Raw genomic sequence first — 21,134 nt, forward strand, 5'->3', positions numbered from 1 at the left:
ACTATGAGGGGATATTAACATGTTCGGTAGACCTTCAATTTATTTAACAGTGATTTTTCGTTGTACAGTCGTTTTGTTACCTGATTTATCAGCAACTACATACGTTAATGTATAACTTCCTTTTTTCTTTGTATTTACAGTTCCTGTAATTTTAATCACTTTTGTTAAATCTCCGTCAACATTATCTTTTGCAGTAACGCCTGCTCTTGAATTGAAATTAGACTTTACTTTAATTGTTTTCGGTATTGCACCATAAATAACAGGTTTAATATTATCCTTTACAGTGATTTTTCTTGTAATAACCGTTTTATTACCGGAATAATCGGTAATCGTATATGTTAATGTGTATGTTCCGATTTTCTTTGTATTTACTGTACCCGTAACCTTAATAAGCTTTGTTAAAGATCCATCCACATTATCTGTAGCAGTTACGTCTGTTAGTGGATTGAATTTAGTATTGATATTAATTGTTTTGTTAACTGCACCGTAAATGACAGGTTTAATATTATCAATCACTGTGATTGTTCTCTTAACTGTTGTTACATTCCTAAACTTATCACTAACCGTGTATGTAAGTGTGTAAGAACCTTTTTTCTTAGTATCTACAATACCTGTTACTTTAATAGATTTAGTTAATTCACCATCAACATTATCTACTGCAGATACTCCAGCCATTGAATCAAACTGTGAATTAATATTTAATTTCTTATCTACCGTACCATATATAACTGGTTTAGTTGAATCGTTTACAGTGATTTTTCTGATAGAAGTTGCAGTATTGCCTGCACTATCTGTTGCAGAGTAAACTAATTGATATTCTCCTGGTTTTTGACTATCCACTGAACCAGATACTTGAATTTTAGAAGTTAAATCGCCATCTACATTATCTGTTACAGTAACGCCTGATTTTGAATCAAATGATGAACCGACTTGTATAATTGTATCTGCAGTACCAGAGAATACTGGCTTAGTTGAATCGTTTACAGTGATTTTTCTGATAGAAGTTGCTGTATTACCTGCACTATCTGTTGCAGAGTACACTAATTGATATTCTCCTGGTTTTTGGTTATCCACTGAACCAGATACTAGAATTTTAGAAGTTAAATCGCCATCTACATCATCTGTTACAGTAACGCCTGATTTTGAATCAAATGATGAACCGACCACTATAAGTTTATCTGCAGCACCAGAGAATATTGGTTTTGTTTTATCAAGTGTAAACGTAATTGTTGTTGTGTTACTTTCTTCATCTTTTACTTCTAATGTGTATTTTCCTTCATTGGTAACTGTATTACCATTTTTGAAAACCGCTCCATTTAATAAAGCTGTACCTTCATCAAAAGAAATCGTTACATCTTCATTGTAAAACTCATTATTTTTAACCCCAGATACAATTGGATCAACGAAATCTTTCTTTTTCGCGATATAAGCAGAAGAAATATAACCAGAATTTTTACCATCAGCTGAAGTCACATGGAACCAAGTAAAAACATTTTGGCTAGTATATGGCTCTGTATATTTTATTTCTCCATCCCAAATAAGGGTCGTATTTAAAGGTTGAGCTACTCCTGTTGATGACGTTGTAGGCTCCAGTCTTAAAGGTGCTCCTTCTTTAATTACTTTTACAAAAGTGCCTTTTTCTAACATATAAACAGACTCATGTAGCCCATCAGTTATTACATACTCCGGCATTGGAGTCTTGAACTTTATATTTTCGCTACTGTTTGGGTCATAAATAAAATCGTCGTACTCAAACGGATAATGAGCTAGTATGTTATGTTTTTGGTCTTCCCCTAAGAAGCTTTGTACTTCAAGTATATTAAACACTTTATCTTGATAAGTCATCCAATTCCTTGATCCATCACTACGTTTAATCGGGCTGTTTACAGGTTTTAATCCGTTATAAGCCATAATTGGAAAGTACCAGTTTTCAATAATTTCTCTCCCTGCATCCTTAATTCTAGGTATACTTGATGTATTTTGAAGTTCGTACTTTGAATTTAAAATCTTTACACCTTGCTCAATATTATAAATGATATCGCTCTTAACTCTTTCTGGATCAGGCACAGAATCAGTCACCTGCATAATACCGAATCCTTTACCATCTGAAACAGCATTACCGTTTTCATCAAACTGCTTCCATCCAGAGGATTCTTTCTCAGCCACTGCTTTCACAACCTCAGGTGGTATCTTCTGACTTAATGCGGCATTCGTTAACAAACAATTTATTTGTTGAAAGTCTGGATTCACTTTCGGCTGAATTATACCCATATCTAAACATTTAGTAGCCCAATCCATTTCTGCTGCAGATGCTTTCCCAGCAACTAGTCCAAAAGAAAGTGTTGTTAATAAACCTGCTTTTAATAAAATTGATTTCAAGTCCCGACTCCCCAATCGATTTAAATAAACTATTAATCTAGTGTATCATAGATAATATTTAAAATTGTTAAACAATTAATCTAGCAAAAAAAATTGACTCAGATAACTGAGCCAATTTTTCATTTTAGTTCTTGTACAAAATACGTTTGTGAAAAATATTTCCTTCCCACTAATCTATACCTTTTATTCTATTTTCGAAAAAGAGGCTAACTCCAGAAATAATGCAAGCAGCCTCTTTCCCTTCTATATTCTTTACGTTTTTAATTATTTGCTGGAGAAGGTGCGCTGCTTTCAGGTTGCTTTTGCACTTCTTCTGGGCTAAGCGGTTGTTTATCCCCTGGATATGGTTGATCAAAGCCTTTTGTTGCGTACCAAACAGAATGATTTAGCATATTGGCGTTGACTTCATCCGGAGAAGCATGTTTTCCGGTAAATAGATCCTTGTTCTTGTTAGACCATTCAGTCCATTTTTTTGAAAGTTCTTTTGACTCTAGTGTAACTTGATCTGTATTGGCAAGTACAGCCGTATTGGAGTTCGGCTGTCCATTTAAAGTATCAAGCGGTATCTGATTAGGCTCGAAGTTATACGGTGTAAAGTCAGGTTTGTCTGTAAATAGTTCACTCATCGGTTCTGCAGCTGCATCATTTTGGTTCATAGCAGGGAGACCAAGAATTTGCTCGATACTTCTTACCATATTTATGACAGTCCAATAGTGGCTGTCTGTAATACCTTTTTTCACCCATGGACTGATTACATGCGCAGGCTGACGATGACCATCGACATGGTCTAATCCATTCTGTGAATCATCTTGAGTAATGAAGATTACTGAATCCTTCCAATAAGGACTATGTGAAATAAGGTCAACGATTTTACCAATAGCAAGATCATTATCGGCAACCATAGCTTGTGGCGTAGGAGAACCTGTTGCATTACCTGCAGTATGGTCATCCATTACCCACAACGTGTTTAAGGCCGGTAAATCCTTATTTTTGACGTGTTCTTCAAACCTTTGCTTAAATATTTCAAATCGATATTGATCTGGAATATTCGTATCGAAGGTTGGGAAAGGTTTATAGGTAATCGGCCCGAGTGATGGAATATCATATGTTGCCGAATAGTTTCCTATTGGTACATGAAGATCGCCCTCTTTCTGTCCGGAAAGAATCTGATAATCTTTGTACCAGTCAGTCCAGGTACCAAAAGGTGCTGATCCAGTGAAACCAGTTGTATCTTCGCCGAAGTTTTCTACAGATACGTTATTTTTTGCTGCTTGATCCCATAAGTGTCCTGTAGGTGCGTAAGCCATAGGATCCCCGGCCCCTCCAGGATAGCTTCTAACATTAGCTGAATCTGTTTCTTTATCTTCATAGTCCGTGTTAGTTCCTTGCATTACCCATTGGTGTCCGCTTGCTGATTGAATACCCGAAGTATATACATTATCAAGTAGCGGGAATGTACTCGCAAGTTTGTGAATGTTTGGAGTTACTGCTTTTGGGAACTGAGTTAAAGCTGGTTCCCCATTTCCTTTACCTAAATCTCCTAGAACCTGATCATAAGTGCGGTTTTCTTTAATAATATAGAATACATGTTTGATTGTTGAAGGCTCACCAACACGCTCAGGCATAGCAACTGGTTTTTTATTATGACGAGGTTTTGCGTTCAGATTCTTTAAACCAAACCAGTTGTTGTCGGCAAAAACCTGCTTGGTCCCTTTTGCAAGATCCTCAGCAGATGGGAATGGGATTAATGAAAGAGAACCAATTTGGGCATATGATGATTTCCCAGTAACCTTAATTCCTTGAATCGTTAAATCACGTGAAGGTCCACGTGAACCAATACCATCCGCATTAGCAACGATTAACTTCTTATTTTCAGAATCAACAGCGATATCTACTGGAAACCAGGCTGTCGGCAAGAGACCTTGCAGTTCAGAGGTCTTCTCAGGCCCGTGCCAATCGTATACTGCAATCGCATTATCCCGCCCAAGGCTTACCATTAATTTATTATCTACTACTTTCACAGCGTTAGGTGCTGAGCCTTTAGCAGCATTAGGGTATGGTTTGATGTCGATCGTTTGTGCGACCGTATTAATGTTGGAATCAATGACAGAAACCGTGTCGCTATTTGTATTTGCTACAAATATGTATTGACCTGACTGCGTCATACGTTCAGGCTGCACACCAACTTCGATCGTTTTTGTTACTGTATTCGTAGTCAAGTCAATAACAGATACTGTTCCTGTCGAAGTTGCACCTGTTTTAGGGTCCACAACTACCTTTGTCCCTGAAGAATCTACTGTTGTATCTCCTTCTTTTGCGGTACGGCCACCCTGGTTCGTTACATAAGCAAAGTTGCCTTTGACTAATACACTTGTAGGCGCATTTTCTACTGCTACTTTAGTAACAGAACCGGTTTGAGGATCAATAACTCCAAGGCTGTTATCACGGTTTAGGGCAACTAGCAGCTTACCTTCTTGTGTAACCGCTATATCAAGTGGATTAATATTTCCGCCGACAGATGCTTTGGGCAGATTAATGCTTTTTTTGATAGATGGGGTTCCATCTTCACTAACTGACATAACGACTACTTTTCCGGTTGTTCCTGATGAACCTGTTGCATATAGCTGGCTACCATCCGCAGAATAAGCTAATCCCCACATTTGAGAGAGGCCAATGGATAAATCTTGAGTAGTCAATTTTCCGGTCGAAAGATCAACAATGTTAATTCCTTTTCCACCGTAATTATTGCGTCCAACGATAGTTGCTGCTGTCTTATTATTTGGATGTACAGCAACTGTTATAGGGTTACCACCAAATTCAATTTGTTTTCCTGCTGGTGTGATGAGTTGATTGACAGGTGTTAATACGGAGCCGTCTGCCTGAGGGCCAACGAGCCTGTTTCCAAAAGCATTATCATTTGCAGCATAAGCACCGGCAGATCCTAACAATACCGTACTTAAGGAAACCCCAGCGAACAATTTTGTCTTATTTACTTTTTTCTTCATTAATTTTCACTCCTTTCTGAATCTTCCTAAAGAATACTCCTATTCTATTAATCTACTACTCCAGTTTAGTAAATTTATATAAAGGTTATATTTAGTAGAGTTACGTATTAACTAGTAAATTATCCCTAAAAAATAGATAGTTGGAATAATCTTCCACACTAAAACATTGTTATATCAATGCCGGTAGTCCTGGTATGCTCAATTTCTCATCTAATCAAATTTACATAATTTAAATAAAATAACATTAATAATTACTTACTAGTAAATTGAACGTCCTCCTTCCTATCGAGGAAGTAGTAGAACAATTATTGCGTAAAAAGGGTAGAAAGATAGGATTTAACTCTAAATGTAATCCAGGAGTCTAGCCCGTTTACCGTTATGGACCAGAAATGCTGGTATGAGGTCGATAGAATGGCTCATTCTATTTAACTTATATCTATAAAAGTATTTCACCAATAGAAAAAAGAACCGTTTTTAAAACGATTCTTTTTTCTAACGATAAGAATGAACAAATAAATACTACACACTTCCTAAACAGTTTTTTTATATTTATGACTGAGGTCATCAACGATGTCGTTGGAACTCTGGTCATAGTTCTTATGAAGCCATTTATACAAAATAGGAATCATAAATAAGCTGATCAATGTGGAACTTACTAACCCACCAATCACAACAATACCGAGAGTTTGAGAGATAATAGTGTCAGTTTGAGATGATAAAGCTAAAGGCATTAGTGTTAAAATTGTTGTTAAAGCAGTTGTGAGAATCGGCCTAATTCTAGATAACGTACCTTGTAATAGTGCTTCATCTAAACTGTGTCCTGCCAACCTATTTCTCTCTATTTTATCTACCAATACAATACCATTCGTAACCACGATTCCGGTTAACATTAACAGTCCGACCAGAGCGGCCAGGTTCCATTCTAACTGGAAGATTAGCATTCCAGCGACTGATCCAATGAAGGCAAGCGGTATACAAACTAATACTGTGAGAGGTGCCTTCCATCCCCTGAATACACAGCTGATAATGGAAAGAACGATCAAAATAGAAAATGATAAAGCAATGGCCATTTCATAGATCATTTCCTTTACTTGCTCAGGAGCTCCTGCAAAAGAGTAATTGACTCCTTCGGGTAGAGGAGTATTCTTAAGTACACTTTTAACTTGTTTGGTTACTTTCCCTATATCTCTAGAGAGAATGTTTCCCGTAATAACAGCGTATGGATGACCATCCTTCTCCTGTATCACAGATGCATCTGTAATGGGAGCTGCAACAACAAGCTGATTTAATCTAAAAGTTCTTCCCTCTTTATTAATAAACGATTCGTTACCCATCCGATTTAATAATCGCAGAGCCGGATCTGTTTCATTGGGGGCTTTGGCATTCTTACTATCCACATTCTTAAGATGTAAAACGATAGGATAAGTATTATTGTTAATCGAAATCTCACCTATTGTGCCTTCAGCAGTGTATAACTTGAACCTATTTATTATATCTGATAAATTCAGACCATTTTGTTCAATCATCTTTCTGTTTAGGGTTAATTGATATTGAGAAGCGGTTCCTTCTTCATCAGCCAAACCTTGCACGGCAAGGCCCGGTATCAACTTTAGGCGATTTCCAACAGAGCGTGATAAATTTTCAAGAGTTTGGCTATCCGCACCAATTAGATTAATTTTTAATAAAGAATCATCTCCCGAGATACTCTTGTCAGTTACCGTGTAAATTGCTGAACTTTTAATAGTATCCAACTGCTTTTGTAATTGGCTGCTCATTCTAGTTTTATCTGCATTTTTTCTAATACTTAGGGACAGGTTGGCTATATTCGGTTGCTGTATCCATCCACCTCCAGCATCAAATACATCGTCTGATTGAGGAGTGAAAGAAGAACCGAGACCGGAAGAAAATGAAGAAACGTTTGGATTCTTTTGTAAAAGTCCTTCAACTCTCTTCACTTCTTCGTCTACTTCACTCAGCGATGTATTTTTTGGTAATTCAATTTGAATACCGAGCTGCCCTGTATTATTAGTCATGGTCAGGATATTTACAGGAAGCAAGGCTGAGGCTACACCCAAAACAACAAATAAACTTACAGTTATTGTACTAAGAAGCTTCCTTCTCTGAAAAACCCAGCCATAAATCTTATAAGAACGTTTAGCCATGAAATCGTCGTGTGCTGTGGGCTTTCCTTTCCAGACAAGATTATATAGAGCAGGAACTACAAGAACTGAAACGACTAAGGAAATAATGAGAGCAATAACAACAGACCATGCAAAACCTGAAAAGGCTGCGCCAACGAGACCACCGACAAGGGCTATGGGAATATACACAGCAACCGTAGTGGCCGTAGATGAAACAATCGCCGGAATCATCTCCTTTACAGCCAGTGTAATGAATGAAAAGCTTTTTAATTCTTTTCCTTCTTTTACTTTTCTGTTGATATTGTCCAAGATCACAATCGAATCATCCACAACCCTTCCCATCGCCACCACAAGGCCGGAAACGGTAAGAATGTTTAGGGAGATTCCTAATAACTTTAGGATACCGGTAGTAGCTAAAAGACATATTGGCAAGGAAATAGCAATCAATAATGTAGAGCGTACATTGTGAAAGAATAAAAATACGCAGATCATGGAGAACAAGCACCCCAATAATCCCTCTTTAACGAGTCCCTGTAAAGAATGGTTCACCTGCTGCCCTTGGTCAAAAAGTATGGAGGCTTCTACATCATTATTTTTAATCGGTGTTATATCTTGTAGTCGGCTGTGAATGCTTTTCGACAGATTGCTAATATTTGATGAAGGAGTTTTTAATATATCCAGTACTACACTCGGTGTACCTTTTGTTCTGGATATGGTCTGAAGATTAACAATCGAATTCGAAATATCTGCTACGTCAGATAGAGAAACGGTCTTACCATCTTCCCGACTTATAGACAACTTCTGCAGATCTGTTTTATTCAGCCCCCAGCCGTTCACTTTTATGGGAACCGTCATCTGACCGTCTGATAAGTCCCCTTCTGTTTCAGTTGTGTGTTGTTGTTTGAGAGAATTATTGATATCGTCCACACTAAAACCGGACTTAATTAAATCGTCCTTGCGAATTGAGATGGCGTATCCAGCATTCCCACCACCTGACACTTGAATATCCTTTATTCCAGGAACAGTTTTAAGTCCTTTTACCACTTCTTCTTGTACGGAAGTCCTAAGCATGTTTTCAGTAATATTGACATTATTGCTTTTTAGACTGATTGTCATAATAGGAAGCGAATGCGTACTAAGGCGGTTCACAAGGGGTTTGTCAGATCCTTTTGGCAATGAAATTTCTTCGATCGCTTTATTCACTTGCTGCTCTGCCTTTTCCATATCATATTTCATAGGAAAATTTAGACTTATAAACGAGCCCCCATTAAAGGAATTAGTTTCCACATCCTGAAGATTGTCTACTACCCTGACCGCCTCCTGGATAGGTTTTGTTATATATTCTTTAACCTGATCAGCCTGTAGGCTCTGTGCTTTTACTGTAATCGTAAGTGTAGGATTATTAATTTCAGGTAGATAATCCCTCTGCATTTGAAAGGCTGATATTGCACCCCATACCAAAACGATGATAGTTAGAGTAATAATGAGACCTGCTCTTCTGATAGAGGATTGTAATAAATGATTCATTTTCTCCCGATTCCCTCCTTATAAAGAAATTATTATGTACGTTTTACTAGGCCAAAGTAACATGCCAAGCATATTTACTTTTTGATTTGGTATAAAATCTAATCTGCCCTCATTTTCAGCGAGTAGATGATCCGTCGTAGTTGCGAAATTATGGTCATCGATTCCACCATTTGCGTTAAAAGACCCAGCAAGCAAACTTGTGTCTTTCTTTAATCCCCTATCTCCTTTTTAATAGATTAATCTCCATCTGTTAATCTACAATTTCAGATTTGTAAAGCTATATAAATTCTTTGTTAATCCTATTAATTATTTATTAGATGAATTTACGTTTTTTGGGGAGCCACAAGGCAGAAAAGCTCTTCAAAAACTTCGTTAATCCTTTCGAAGAACAAAAAAAGGCACCAACCACAAGGGTTAGTTGCCTCCTTTTTCCTATTCAATTAATCCTAAAAAATTTTTTCCGAGTATGTATTCCTTTTCATTATCAGGAATTAGAAGGGATTCCACCCATCTTTTCTTGTCCGAATAGTCATATTCATTAAATGTCTTCATTCCATATGGTCCGTCACAGCCAAATAGAACTTTACGGTAACCTAAAGCCTCTACCGCTTGTTTTACAATTGACGGATTGAGATAATCACTTGATGTATCAACATATACATTTGGTTGTTCCTTAACGTATTTCCATAGTTTTTTCCAAAATGGTAGACCAGCGTGAGCATAAATTAATTTAAGTTTAGGGAATTTTTCAGGTAGAAATTTATAGCAGTCAAACTCTGAAGAAAGATGAATAATCATAGGTATACCTTTTGATTCACATAAAGCAGCAACTGGTTCAAGAGCTTTCATACGATAACCATGCATGAATGGATGAGCCTTTACCCCAATAAAACTAGGGTTTTTAAGATAGAATTCTATTTCTTCCATAAAATTTGGAATCATAGGGTTCACTGCTACCCAACCTAGAAAACGATCTGGAAATCTTGCAATTGCAGAAGCCACGATATCGTTATTCGGCTCGGTAAAAATCTTATATGTGTTACCATAAAGTTTTAAATAGCCATCTTTCACTAGACCATCATAAATTTTGTGCCCAATTTGAGGTGTATTAAGTATTAGAAAACGGAATAATCGTTGTATATGATACTGAATGGTACGATCCGATTCAAACATTGTTTCACTCATAGGGGGGATTAGAGCAGTTTTTGTTACATTATTTTTATCCATCTCCTCTATCATTTTTTCTAAAGTCAGCATGGATTCATCCACATGAAAATGGCAATCAATAATTATATAAATCTCCCCTCTTCGATTATTTTCATTTTTTGGTTGATCTACATTTAAATTAATTTTTAAACTTGTTCATTTTTAACCTATTATTACTAGTATCAAATATATGCTTTTAATAAAATCTTTATTAGTTTTAAAGACCTCTGTCCAAATTCAATACAGTGTTAACAGCCATACTCGAAGGATAATTAGGATCATTTACATCGATTCCTAACGATAGATTGATCACATCCATACCGTCCTTAACCGCTCTATCAATTCCAGCAAGGATATCTTGCATTTCGCCCTGCCCATATGGTCCCATAACACGATATGCATAAAGGTCAGCGTCAGGAGCAATTCCCTCTACAGCTACACCGCTAGTATTTTTTGCTCGACCAGCAATCGTACCGGATACATGGGTACCATGATCGGTATAATAGGTCGATCCACCTTCGTTAGTCTCTGGTTTCCCAGACTTTTTCCAATCATCATATCAAGTTTCCATTGGATCAGAATCGTTATCCACAAAATCATATCCACCTTTAAAAGCATCTTTTAAATCAGGATGGTGATAATCAATACCTGTATCAATGACACCGACCTTCACGCCTTTTCCTGTAATACCTTCCTTATGTAACTTGTCTACACCTAGAAATGGAATACTCTCGATTCGTTTAGTAGATTCTTCAACACTAGAATCTGAGTTGATTGGAGGTTCGATACTAAATGTAGTATTTTTATAAACGGCTTTAACAGAGTCTGATTGAAGAAGTGTCTCTACTTCGTTTTTTGGTAGTGTCATAGTAACACCATTATAAGCTGATTTAAATGAACGTGTTATTTCATAAGACCTTTTGCCGATTTTTTCTAAAGTGGATGGCATAATTCTCGTTAAATCATCACTAAAAGTAGCATGCTCATGGTCAATCTTGTTTTTCGCTTGTTCTGCTGTTAGATTCTTTCCTTTTAAAGCAGCATCGAGTACCGCAACTTTCTCAGGCTTAGATTTAAACTCGACAATGACAGAGATTTCGTTATCGGTGTTTAATTCTTCTTCATCAAATCCTTGCAGCCCATTTTTTTCCGTGACTTGAAGCTTTGTCAGTGCTTCCCGCTGCTCTTTGCTCAGAGAAGCCAAGATTTGTTCAGAACTTGTACTAGTTGCAGCATGTACTTTTGTTGGGAAACTAATATATGTATTTGATAAACTGCTAGAAACTAAACCTCCCCCCAATGCAAGAGTTGTCGCTTAAATGGAAAAGTCTCAGTTTACTAGTTAATTTCAAATAACCCTAAAGTAGCATTGTATACTTTAAGGCTTCTTTTTATCCTCAGGAACACTTATCTCCGACTCCTTAAGGAAGTGTAATTAAACTTCAGCTAATGCATGCTTTAGGTTCATTAAGGAAATCAATAAAATTTAACTTATCTACTATTAACTTCATACGCGGTTCTAACTCCTGCTTCAATTGCACCTTGCATCCAGCCCGGTGTAGTTGATGAATGAGATCCAGCGAAATGAATTCTCCCTTCTGGCGTACTAATAAATTGACCTAATTCTTTTATCTGGTCTGGTTTAAACATGACAAATGCTCCTCCGGAATAAGGAAATTCATTCCAATCATGTGAGTAACCTATTAAAAACTCCGTAAATACTTCATTTCCAAATATATATGAAAGATCATTCAAGGCAATTTTTATACGCTCTGCTTGTGTCATATTGTTCCAAATACTAGAGTCATCTTCCCATGTGTAGCTTGCTAACATAATCCCTGTATCAACAGATGCCCCGGGTCCATGGCTTGGAAAATATGAAAACTTAATTGGTAGATCAGTAGTTAATTTCCCACCATTTATTCCATATTTTTCCCAAAATCTCGTTTTAAATTGAAGAGCTATTTTAGTTGAATTTGCATAATGTATCTTCCTAATAACTTTCCTTTTATCATATGAAATTGACTCAAATGGAAGTAAATCTACAAAATTCAATAAAGAAAAAGGAATTGTTGAAATAACAAAGTCGCTAGACAGTTGATGCTCAGTATTTAGTATTTGATTTTCAGTATAAATTGTTACGTTTGATTCATTTTGTATAATTTTTTTTACTCTTTGATTCGTAATAATGTCGTCTTTAAGTTGTGGTAAAAATCCATTAATAAGATGATCAGTCCCACCTGAAATTTCATAAAGTTTTAGATCTTTTGTTATAAGGATTAAAACTTCCCTTAATATGGCTGTAAATGCAACCGTAAAATCATGAAGATAAAAGATAGCTTGGCTTTCTTTAACCAATTCAAATAGTAGGCTACTTCTATTTGATTTCAGTACTATATTTTTGGGATCCATTTTAGCAATTTTTAATAGCCTTTTATAGTCAGAATTTTTATACACTACTGTTTTTGCATGTATTAAATCACTAGGGGCTACATATTCCATAGAATAAAACGGAGATTTTTTACCAACAGCAATACATATGTGACCTCTATGTAAATGTTCGAACTTAATATTACTATCTTTTTTTAGTTCCTCAATTGTTGCTGATATAAATGCAATGTCATAATTATGATTATTAAAATTTTGAATAATATTTGCTGGGTTTTGCTCGACTATTTCGATTGATATATCCTTATGATCCATACTAAATTTCACCAATATCTCTTGAATCAAATAAGAAAAAGTAGGAGCTGTTAGAATTTTTAATTGTGATTTATTATTACTTTTATAAATATCAATCTCTTTGTTTAAATCTTTAATGGTCTTTAGTAATATCATTGCTTTTGAAATTACTATTTTCCCTTCAAAAGTTGGAGTTACTCCATGTTTAGAACGATTAAATATTTTAATACCAAGCTCATTTTCTAATTGTGTAATTGATTGACTCATTCCTGACGGAGATATAAAAAATTTTTCAGCTGCCTTTGTAATAGAGCTTACATTTGCAATTGTTATTATGTACTCCATTTGTTCAAAATTCATCTTTTTACCTCAGCCTTCAGCTTTTCTCATTTCTACTTTCCTATATATTAGTTAAGAAAAAATGAAGATACAATCTATTGTTAGTTTAATCTGCAGAGCAATAACCATTATTCGGTTTAAAAACTAAACTTCAGTTAAGTATTTCTTCATACCGTTTACCATTTTTGTAAATGTACTAAATTTATCGTATATTGTAAAATTTTATTAATGCGTATTATAAAATCTCTATTTAATTAATTTTCTACCCTTACCAAAATGAGAATATTCAAATTTCGCCAAAGAGTAAATAGTTTGCAACTTAAATTACTCTAAAGTTCAACAAACTTGAAGGGAGGAATTGGTTATGTATGAAGGTAAAATATTAAAGTTCTATCGAGAAAAATACAAACTAACACAAGAACAATTAGGAAAGGATATCTGTTCTATTACTCATATTAGTAAGATCGAATGTAACCGAACAACATTTAATAATGAAATCATTAATATATTATCCGAGAGACTAGGAATAGAGATTGATGTTGAAAAAAAAAAATTAATCAATATTAAACACCGCTTAACAGAGTGGAATGATGCGATCATTATGCAATTAGCAGAAGAAATCGAACAAATCAATAATGAGTTAGAACATGCAGAATTGCTCGCCATTTCAGATTATATCCACTTATATCATTTACTTCGCGTAAGATATTTTTTAATTCATAATAATACCTGTGAAGCAATGAAAATCATAAAGAAAATACAAAAATTAGAGAACGAACTAACAGATTATGAATCCAATCTATTAAAACATGTTTTAGGAATTTATTATTTAAAATGTGAAGATCATACTAAAGCAATTCAAACACTAAAACAAATACAAATAGAGGATTATAAAAATCCAGAATATTACTATCACTTAGCGATGGCCTACCATACAATTCAATCTCCAGTTTTGGCATACTATTTTGCAGAAAAATCGCATAAATATTTTAAAGATATTAATAACTATCTTAGAGTTATAGATGCTGAAATGATTATGATTATTCAAGTTACTGAAAACAGTGATTATGAAGAAATTATTACTCGTTTTAAGAGTTTAATCAAAAGCTGTGATATATGCAATGCTCCTGACCGAAAAGCCAAATTACTTCATAACTTAGCGTATGAGTACTACAGAAGAAAAAACTATGATCAAGCTAGATTGCATTATAAGCAATCAATGTCCCTAAAAGATCCAGAATCTCCTAATTATTTACTTACATTAGAAGGATATATTCGTACCTCTTTTGAAGGTGAACTTATTCCAAAAAATGAATTAATTCAACTTGCTGAAGATGGATTAATTATTGCGATTCGAATTAATCAATTATTGTATATTCATCTATTTAGACTAATCCTTTGTTTACTTAAATCGAAAGAAAAAGAGTACTTTAAATATTTAGCTAACAAAGCATTACCAATGTTTAATAAGTATGGTTACACTTATTTAATTCAGCGATCTGAAAAAGAACTTTTTAACTATTATTCTAAAATAAACCTACCTGATAAAGCATTGGAAATGGCCAAATTAATACTTGTTACTTAAGTAAAAGCAAGAATACATAATATATTCTTGTTTTTTTCTTAAGTTTGGTATTTTTCAATATAATTATATGGGGAATATTATCTTCTAATTAGTACACCTAATTTAACTTTTATTTTTATGGTGCTCAAATATACATTATATTTGAGCACCATTTTTATTACTTAATCGTGATTGAGCCTTTAACTTTCACACTTGCATTGCCAGCTTGGTCAACTGAATATAATGTATATTCAGTTTTTCCTTTGCTAGGTTTTGGTAATTTTACAGTAAATGTTCCTTTTGTTGAAACTTTTACTTTCGCAATTACTTTATTACCTTTCAAGACAACAATCGTCGTATTTACTTCCGCAGTTCCTTTTATTTCATATGTTCCTTTTGTAAAGAAACTTGTAATTTTTGGTGCGTTTGGAGCTGTACGATCTAGTACTTTGATTTGTGATGTAGTACTTTGATTTCCTGCTAAATCTTTAACAAATACTGATAATACAGTCCCTGCTTTTTGTTTACTAATCTTAATTCGATAAACTCCATTTTGATCAGAAGTTCCTGCTGCAATCAATTTACCATTGTTTTTAACAAAAACATTCACATTTGATTCAGTTTTTCCTGTAATCCACACATCGTTGTCATCGATTGGATAGATGATTGGTAATTTTGGTGCTGTCTTATCAAGTACGACAGTTTAAGCTTGACTTTCGTTTCCAGCTTCGTCTTTTACAATGACAGTCAAGATTGACCCTGCTTTTTGTGCACTTATCTTGATTGTGAAAAGACCTGCTGCACTTGCTTTACCAGTTCCAACAACACTTCTGTTCTTTTTCACAAGAATAGTGATGTTTTCTTCTGCTTTCCCTGAAATTACTGTGTCGTTGTCATCAATTGGACTAATGACTGGCGCGTCTGGTGCTGTTTTATCGACAACAATAATAGTTGTTGCAACACTTTCGTTTCCAGAAGCATCTGTTGCATACACATCTAGGTTCCAGCTTTTTGTTTTGGTATCGCTAATGTAAAATTCCCTACCTCATCAGCCTGACCAGTTACAAGGATTTCGTTATTTACTTTCACCGTAACAGTTGCATTTGCTTCCGCCACACCTTTGATGAACAGATCGTTGTTTGCAATTGTATTGATTTTCGGTGCATCTGGTGCAGTGCGATCTAATACGACAGTACATCGCCTTTTTTCACGATGACTGTCGTTGTTGCTTTTGCTACAATCGTTCCTGAAATTGTTAAATCATTATCATCAATGACGTTGATTGTTGGTGTGTTTGGTGCGACTTTGTCATCTTTGTGTAAGACATGAATTGTAAATTCTTTCGTCTCGCTAGCCGTACCTTTTGTGATTATAGCTTTTACGATTACGTCCTAATCACCTGTTTCAAAGATTGGACGTTCAACTATTCCATCTGATTTAATAATTGATGAATTAAATATAGACCATGTAATCGTTGTTCCATCGTTTCCTTTTGTTGGGAAATTCAAGTCAGACACAACAGATGTTTCATCAGCGTTGTCTTTCTTAATTAAATTCCAAACAACGGAAGCTGTTGATTCGTTTCCTCTGCATGTACAAACGTCATAAACCGAAGAGAGAAACAGAAGTCATTCCTTGTGCAAATCTTTTTCTTATTTTCATATTGCCCCCCTTAATGAGTCAATGAACTGTAAATTCTTTGCTCAAACCATTACCAAATATTTAAGTATTATAAATTTTCTTAATACTGTAAATATAGAATAATTTTACTTGAGGTCGACAAAATAATATATTGGGGTAAAATGAAACTTTTCATTCCGACAAATTTAGACTATAAAAGAAAAAATACTTGTCATAATTTAGCTAACAAGATATTTTCTTGTAGAATCTATTGTGAAATTAGCAATATTTTAGGTTTTTTGTCTTTAATTGACATATTTTATTTGGGGCAATTTTAATGAAAATAACAATTATACATTTATATTCCATTTTTTTACACTCAATTTATCTAAAAAAACTCTAAGTCATATCCAATCATTTTCTAATTTACTTATCCAGTTAACTACCAAAGCGAATCTACTAACTAGCAATCTAGTGCTATTATTACAGCAAAAAAGCTATCATATACCTAAAACAAATAGGAATATAATAGCTTTTTATTTTTCTACTAGAAATAGTTAAGGTTATTGAACAACTGTTACTTGTTTAGCTGGTGTTGTTACTTTAAAACCGTCTTTTGTAACTACATTAAGCGTGATCGAATACGTTCCATTTGGAAGGTCCGTTTCAGGTAACCATGCTGCTTTTAGTGTATGTTCATTTTTCACTTCCCACGAATCAACCAGTTTCCCACTTGCATCTTTTACATTAATTGTCCAGTCTACTCTTGCATATGCCCAAGCAGATATCTTTGCTGGTTTGGTTTCATTTACACCAGTCGGCGCAGTTGATATATTCCAATTTTGCATACCCATCGTATATTTTATATAGCTCGTATCTCCCCAAACCTTGTACGATTGATTTCCTGCCCAATCAATTGCTTGAATAACAATGCTTTTCGGTTCTGAATTAACGAGTTGAGATTTTACCCCAGCTGCCGGTGAATAATATTGTCCGTTAACGTAAATAACAGCTGAATTATAGTCAGTTGCATTGTCTTTCACATCCCAAGAAACTTCATACTTTCCGTTTTTTGGCGTTACGTTAAGATCTGTAACTGTCGGACCGACTGAATCTACTGTTATTGGCATTTTTACGATCTGTGGTTTTGCGTTATCATAATCTAATGTTGTTTTGATAACATATTGGTATATACCATCTGGTACAAATTGACCTGAATTGTCCTTCATATCCCATTTATATCCCTGATACATATTATCCCCAATTGGCATTATATTTTTTCTGAATTTATATGGGGTTCCTGTATATTCACTAAAATCGCCTAAATTTTTAATGAAATTTCCGTTTGAATCTTCAATATACATTTCAACTTTATCTAAATTACGTAAGGCTTGGAATGATGAAAAGATTCCATCTAGAATATAGTTTGGCGAATAAGCAATATGGTTAAGAGTAAATGTATCAGAATTAGGGTTATATCCTAATGGGAATCTTTCTGAATTTTCATCCCAAAGTGCAGTATATCCTACAAACGCCTCTTTATCCCATGCTGGAGCGTCGATATTTCGTGGCTCATCCCAATTTCCATAGAAGCCCATATAAGGAACCGTTAATGGTACTGCTTTATCTTGATCCTTCGCTACCGGTACAAGACGAACAAATCCTTCTACAAAACTATTTTTCTTTAAAGAATCTGGTAATGATACATTAACAGTTAGCATTTTTGATTGGCCTGGTTTGATTTTAATTAATGCTCCTGTTTTATCTGTTACTGCATTATCATTTACAGTGACTGTTGCACCGTTAATACGTTCACTAGTTAATGACAAATACTCCTTTGGATCAGGTTTCCCATCACCGTCAAAATCAAATTCCTTAGTTTCAGTCTTGTCTTTTAGTAAATCAACATAAACATTGTACTCAATATCAGCACTATTATTTTTACCTTTAGGAACGTTAAATGCTTCCATGTTTAACTTAAAGCTTGTATTTTGACCTATTTCCTTTAATGCAACCGCTCCAGCTTGCTCTAAAGGAGTGTTTCTGCTAGTCACAATAACAGGTGTGTTGATGGCATTTTGAATTTTCATTAACCCAGATCCTTGTACACGTGGTGAATATGGAGCTTCTCCACTCGTTCTTGGGTCCATAACTACATTAGCTGTATTCATTAAAGCAATTTTTGCCTTCAAAACAGTATCTTCAGAATGCGTTAGTCCTTTTTGATAAAGTGCCTGCAATATCAATGCAGATCCGCCAGCAACATGAGGAGTTGCCATGGATGTTCCACTCATCATTTCATAATCATTTCCTGGTACAGTAGAATAAATATTTCCACCTGGAGCAGAAATCTCTGGTTTAAAATCTAATGTACTTGGTGATCCAATTGATGAAAAATAGGACATTGTGTCTTTTAATGGGTTATCTACATAAGTATCGTCTGATAATTTCATACTTACATATTGGCCACTTGGTAGAGCGCTCATTTTACTTAACAATGCTTCACCTACAGCTTTACTTGTTGAAGCCGTTGGTGTTGCAGTCGGGGTTACTGGTAGAGAAGTATAATCTGCCCATACTGCAGGTGGTATCATAATAATTGCCTTTGCTCCTGCACTCTTTGCAGTAAACTGAATAGTTGAAACAGTACTATATGGATTTAATAGTTTAACTACGGCAATGTAGTTAGTTTTTCCTTTTGGATAATCAGTTGCTTTACTTCCTTCACCTACGTATACCATATCATAGCTTACGTCTGGTGAGAGAGTCTTAGTAAGTTTAAAATTATAGGATGCAGGGAATTGAGTTTGATTTCTAAACGGCAGTGAAAAACCATCAGCTGTAGCTAGTGTACTCACATGATATTTAGTATTTTCATAGGAAGCAACCGATAGAGCATATGGACTTACACCTGGTGCCCCAACTGTTCCAATATCAGGATTTTCTGCAAATGGTTTTAATGATGACATAGTGATGTTATTCTTCGTACTATAGGCTGAATTACCTGCTGCCACGACAACAAGTGTACCCTGTTCTGTTGCTTCTCGGATGGCTCTTTGGATTGGATCAAATTCTTCATCTACATAGCCTGCATCAACACCTAAACTCATGTTGATCACATCTGCACCCATTGTAACTGCATGCTCAATACCTGCGATAATATCATCTTCCATTGCGCCGCCACCTTTATCTGAGAATACTTTCTCAGCTAAAAGCTGTACACCAGGTGCGATACCAGCCACTCCACCCTTCGTTTCGTCCCCGTTAGCTCCAATTGTTCCAGACACGTGTGTACCATGCGGACTACCAGTTGATCCAGGTATGACATTTGTATCTTCGTCAGCCCAATCATAGCCTGTTGGGACTTTATCAGAGTACCAGATTTCGTTTACGTTAGTCTCTGCCATTTTTTGATTCATTTTAGCCTGAGTCCATTTTTCTTTCGCTTTTGCATCATCTGATAGATTCATATCCTTGTGCGTATAATCAATACCGGAATCAACGACTCCGACAACTAAGCCTTCACCTTTATATCCGTATTGTTCCCATACTTTTTGAGCTTGGACTAATTCTTTGCTTGTTGCCATTGTTTCCTCGAATGTTCTAGCAACATGAACATTCGTAACACCTGGAATGGATTTGATATCTTTTAAATTCTGGAACTCTGTTTCGACACTGAATCCGTTAAATCCTTCAAAAAAACGATGTTTGACTTTTATAGAATCATTGGATTTAGAATGTTTTTCGTTTGAGATTTGCTCGATTACCTTGTCTTGCTTTTGCTTCATTAATGATTTTTTATTTTCAGATGTATTGTTCGCATCTGTTGGTTGTTCTACTTCTACAATAAATCGAACAACCTCATTCGGTTTATATGCTTTAGCTAAACTCTTTTCATATACATCTTTATAAATAGATTCCTCATTACTAGTGTCTACCTGATCTCTATTTAATAATTGTCTTCCTTGCTCTACGATTTTTTCGATTGCTGATGGTTCATTAGAATTATCATAGCTTTCTGCAAAAGCTGTAAAAGATGTGAAAAATAATGAGGTTAAAGTTGCAGTGGTCATAACCTTAAATGCAGTTGTTTTTCTGTTCTTCATATTAATCCTCCCCCTAGATGAGTCGATGAACTTGTTAATTCTTTGCTCAATTAATAATTTAATTTATTATTAAAAATTTTCTTAATAATACAAATTAATATTACTAGAGGTCGACAAAATCGTACATTGGGGTAAATTACGACTTTTCATTCGATTTATTTCACCAAAATCAGATACATTTTTGTAGAAATTTGATGATTAAAATTGATATTAGAAGAATATTGTAAAAAAATTGTAGTAAAGATAGATATTTTGTATTAAATTGTAGTTTTTCATTTGGGCAAATATTAAGAATTTCAAAGAAATACATTAATTAAATTTAATAATATATAATTATATTTTTATGAATTCTTAAAGTAAGTAGTTTAATAGTATTCTTGTGGCTGAAGTATTACAACATAAAAAGCCCCGTAAATGTTAGTAGGTGACTAACCTTTACGGGGCTTTACACTAGGTAAGATAACTTTTTATTTAACTGAAATATTAATCTCGTCAAACTAATAAAGAAACCAATAAATGGTTTCCCAGACTGTTGACAAACGCTCGCATTCTTCGTTACACCTGT

Annotated in this window: 11 protein-coding genes and 3 pseudogenes; 1 reads left to right on the forward strand and 13 read right to left on the reverse strand. The window is 34.9% G+C overall.

Features of this window, described 5'->3' with window-relative positions:
- Positions 1–39 precede the first annotated feature (39 nt).
- From CN946_RS06130 to CN946_RS06160, 7 genes and pseudogenes are all read right to left on the reverse strand, one after another.
- Positions 40–2,379 (reverse strand): immunoglobulin-like domain-containing protein, encoded by a 2,340-nt coding sequence (locus CN946_RS06130; protein ID WP_098860334.1) that lies wholly within the window; start codon positions 2,377–2,379, stop codon positions 40–42.
- Positions 2,380–2,639: 260 nt separating this feature from the next.
- The gene (locus CN946_RS06135) at positions 2,640–5,327 is read right to left on the reverse strand and encodes a bifunctional YncE family protein/alkaline phosphatase family protein (RefSeq protein ID WP_286133836.1); all 2,688 of its coding nucleotides are present in this window, start codon (positions 5,325–5,327) and stop codon (positions 2,640–2,642) included.
- Positions 5,328–5,914: 587 nt separating this feature from the next.
- The gene (locus CN946_RS06140) at positions 5,915–9,052 is read right to left on the reverse strand and encodes an efflux RND transporter permease subunit (RefSeq protein WP_098860336.1); all 3,138 of its coding nucleotides are present in this window, start codon (positions 9,050–9,052) and stop codon (positions 5,915–5,917) included.
- 18 nt (positions 9,053–9,070) lie between these two features.
- Positions 9,071–9,247 carry a hypothetical protein gene (locus CN946_RS23330; protein WP_176547225.1) on the reverse strand — a complete coding sequence of 59 codons (177 nt, stop codon included), beginning with the start codon at positions 9,245–9,247 and terminating at the stop codon, positions 9,071–9,073.
- A 237-nt stretch (positions 9,248–9,484) separates the two neighbouring features.
- The gene (locus CN946_RS06145) at positions 9,485–10,309 is read right to left on the reverse strand and encodes an amidohydrolase family protein (protein ID WP_098860337.1); all 825 of its coding nucleotides are present in this window, start codon (positions 10,307–10,309) and stop codon (positions 9,485–9,487) included.
- Positions 10,310–10,475: 166 nt separating this feature from the next.
- A pseudogene (locus CN946_RS23735) lies at positions 10,476–11,558 on the reverse strand (S8 family serine peptidase).
- Between the two features lie 191 nt (positions 11,559–11,749).
- The gene (locus CN946_RS06160) at positions 11,750–13,300 is read right to left on the reverse strand and encodes an FAD-dependent oxidoreductase (protein ID WP_098860340.1); all 1,551 of its coding nucleotides are present in this window, start codon (positions 13,298–13,300) and stop codon (positions 11,750–11,752) included.
- Between the two features lie 343 nt (positions 13,301–13,643).
- Here CN946_RS06160 and CN946_RS06165 point away from each other — a divergent pair, with 343 nt between their 5' ends.
- Positions 13,644–14,864 (forward strand): helix-turn-helix domain-containing protein, encoded by a 1,221-nt coding sequence (locus tag CN946_RS06165; RefSeq protein ID WP_098860341.1) that lies wholly within the window; start codon positions 13,644–13,646, stop codon positions 14,862–14,864.
- A 157-nt stretch (positions 14,865–15,021) separates the two neighbouring features.
- Here the strand turns inward: CN946_RS06165 and CN946_RS23740 are convergent, their stop codons facing one another.
- From CN946_RS23740 to CN946_RS06180, 6 genes and pseudogenes are all read right to left on the reverse strand, one after another.
- Entirely contained in the window at positions 15,022–15,297 is a 276-nt protein-coding gene (locus CN946_RS23740; protein WP_286133838.1) for an Ig-like domain-containing protein, read from the reverse strand.
- Positions 15,295–15,513: pseudogene (locus CN946_RS23745) on the reverse strand (Ig-like domain-containing protein); the annotation flags it as partial. The gene CN946_RS23740 and the pseudogene CN946_RS23745, both read right to left, overlap by 3 nt.
- A gap of 33 nt (positions 15,514–15,546) precedes the next feature.
- Positions 15,547–15,837 carry an Ig-like domain-containing protein gene (locus CN946_RS06175; protein ID WP_098860343.1) on the reverse strand — a complete coding sequence of 97 codons (291 nt, stop codon included), beginning with the start codon at positions 15,835–15,837 and terminating at the stop codon, positions 15,547–15,549.
- A 2-nt stretch (positions 15,838–15,839) separates the two neighbouring features.
- Positions 15,840–16,004, reverse strand: a pseudogene (locus CN946_RS23340) (Ig-like domain-containing protein); the annotation flags it as partial.
- 230 nt (positions 16,005–16,234) lie between these two features.
- The gene (locus tag CN946_RS23970) at positions 16,235–16,468 is read right to left on the reverse strand and encodes an immunoglobulin-like domain-containing protein (protein ID WP_353616184.1); all 234 of its coding nucleotides are present in this window, start codon (positions 16,466–16,468) and stop codon (positions 16,235–16,237) included.
- Between the two features lie 558 nt (positions 16,469–17,026).
- A complete protein-coding gene (locus CN946_RS06180) occupies positions 17,027–20,569 on the reverse strand; it encodes a S8 family serine peptidase (RefSeq protein ID WP_098860344.1) in 3,543 nt (1,180 codons plus the stop codon).
- Between the last annotated feature and the right edge of the window lie 565 nt (positions 20,570–21,134).

It is taken from the genome of Bacillus sp. AFS053548 (assembly GCF_002575105.1).
Taxonomy (GTDB): domain Bacteria; phylum Bacillota; class Bacilli; order Bacillales; family Bacillaceae_G; genus Gottfriedia.

Excerpts from the sequence above, each read along its gene's own strand:
- CN946_RS06140 (WP_098860336.1), bottom strand. The coding sequence starts at position 9,052 with ATGAATCATTTATTACAATCCTCTATCAGAAGAGCAGGTCTCATTATT.
- CN946_RS06145 (WP_098860337.1), bottom strand. The coding sequence starts at position 10,309 with ATGCTGACTTTAGAAAAAATGATAGAGGAGATGGATAAAAATAATGTA.
- CN946_RS06160 (WP_098860340.1), bottom strand. The coding sequence starts at position 13,300 with ATGAATTTTGAACAAATGGAGTACATAATAACAATTGCAAATGTAAGC.
- CN946_RS06165 (WP_098860341.1), top strand. The coding sequence starts at position 13,644 with ATGTATGAAGGTAAAATATTAAAGTTCTATCGAGAAAAATACAAACTA.
- CN946_RS06180 (WP_098860344.1), bottom strand. The coding sequence starts at position 20,569 with ATGAAGAACAGAAAAACAACTGCATTTAAGGTTATGACCACTGCAACT.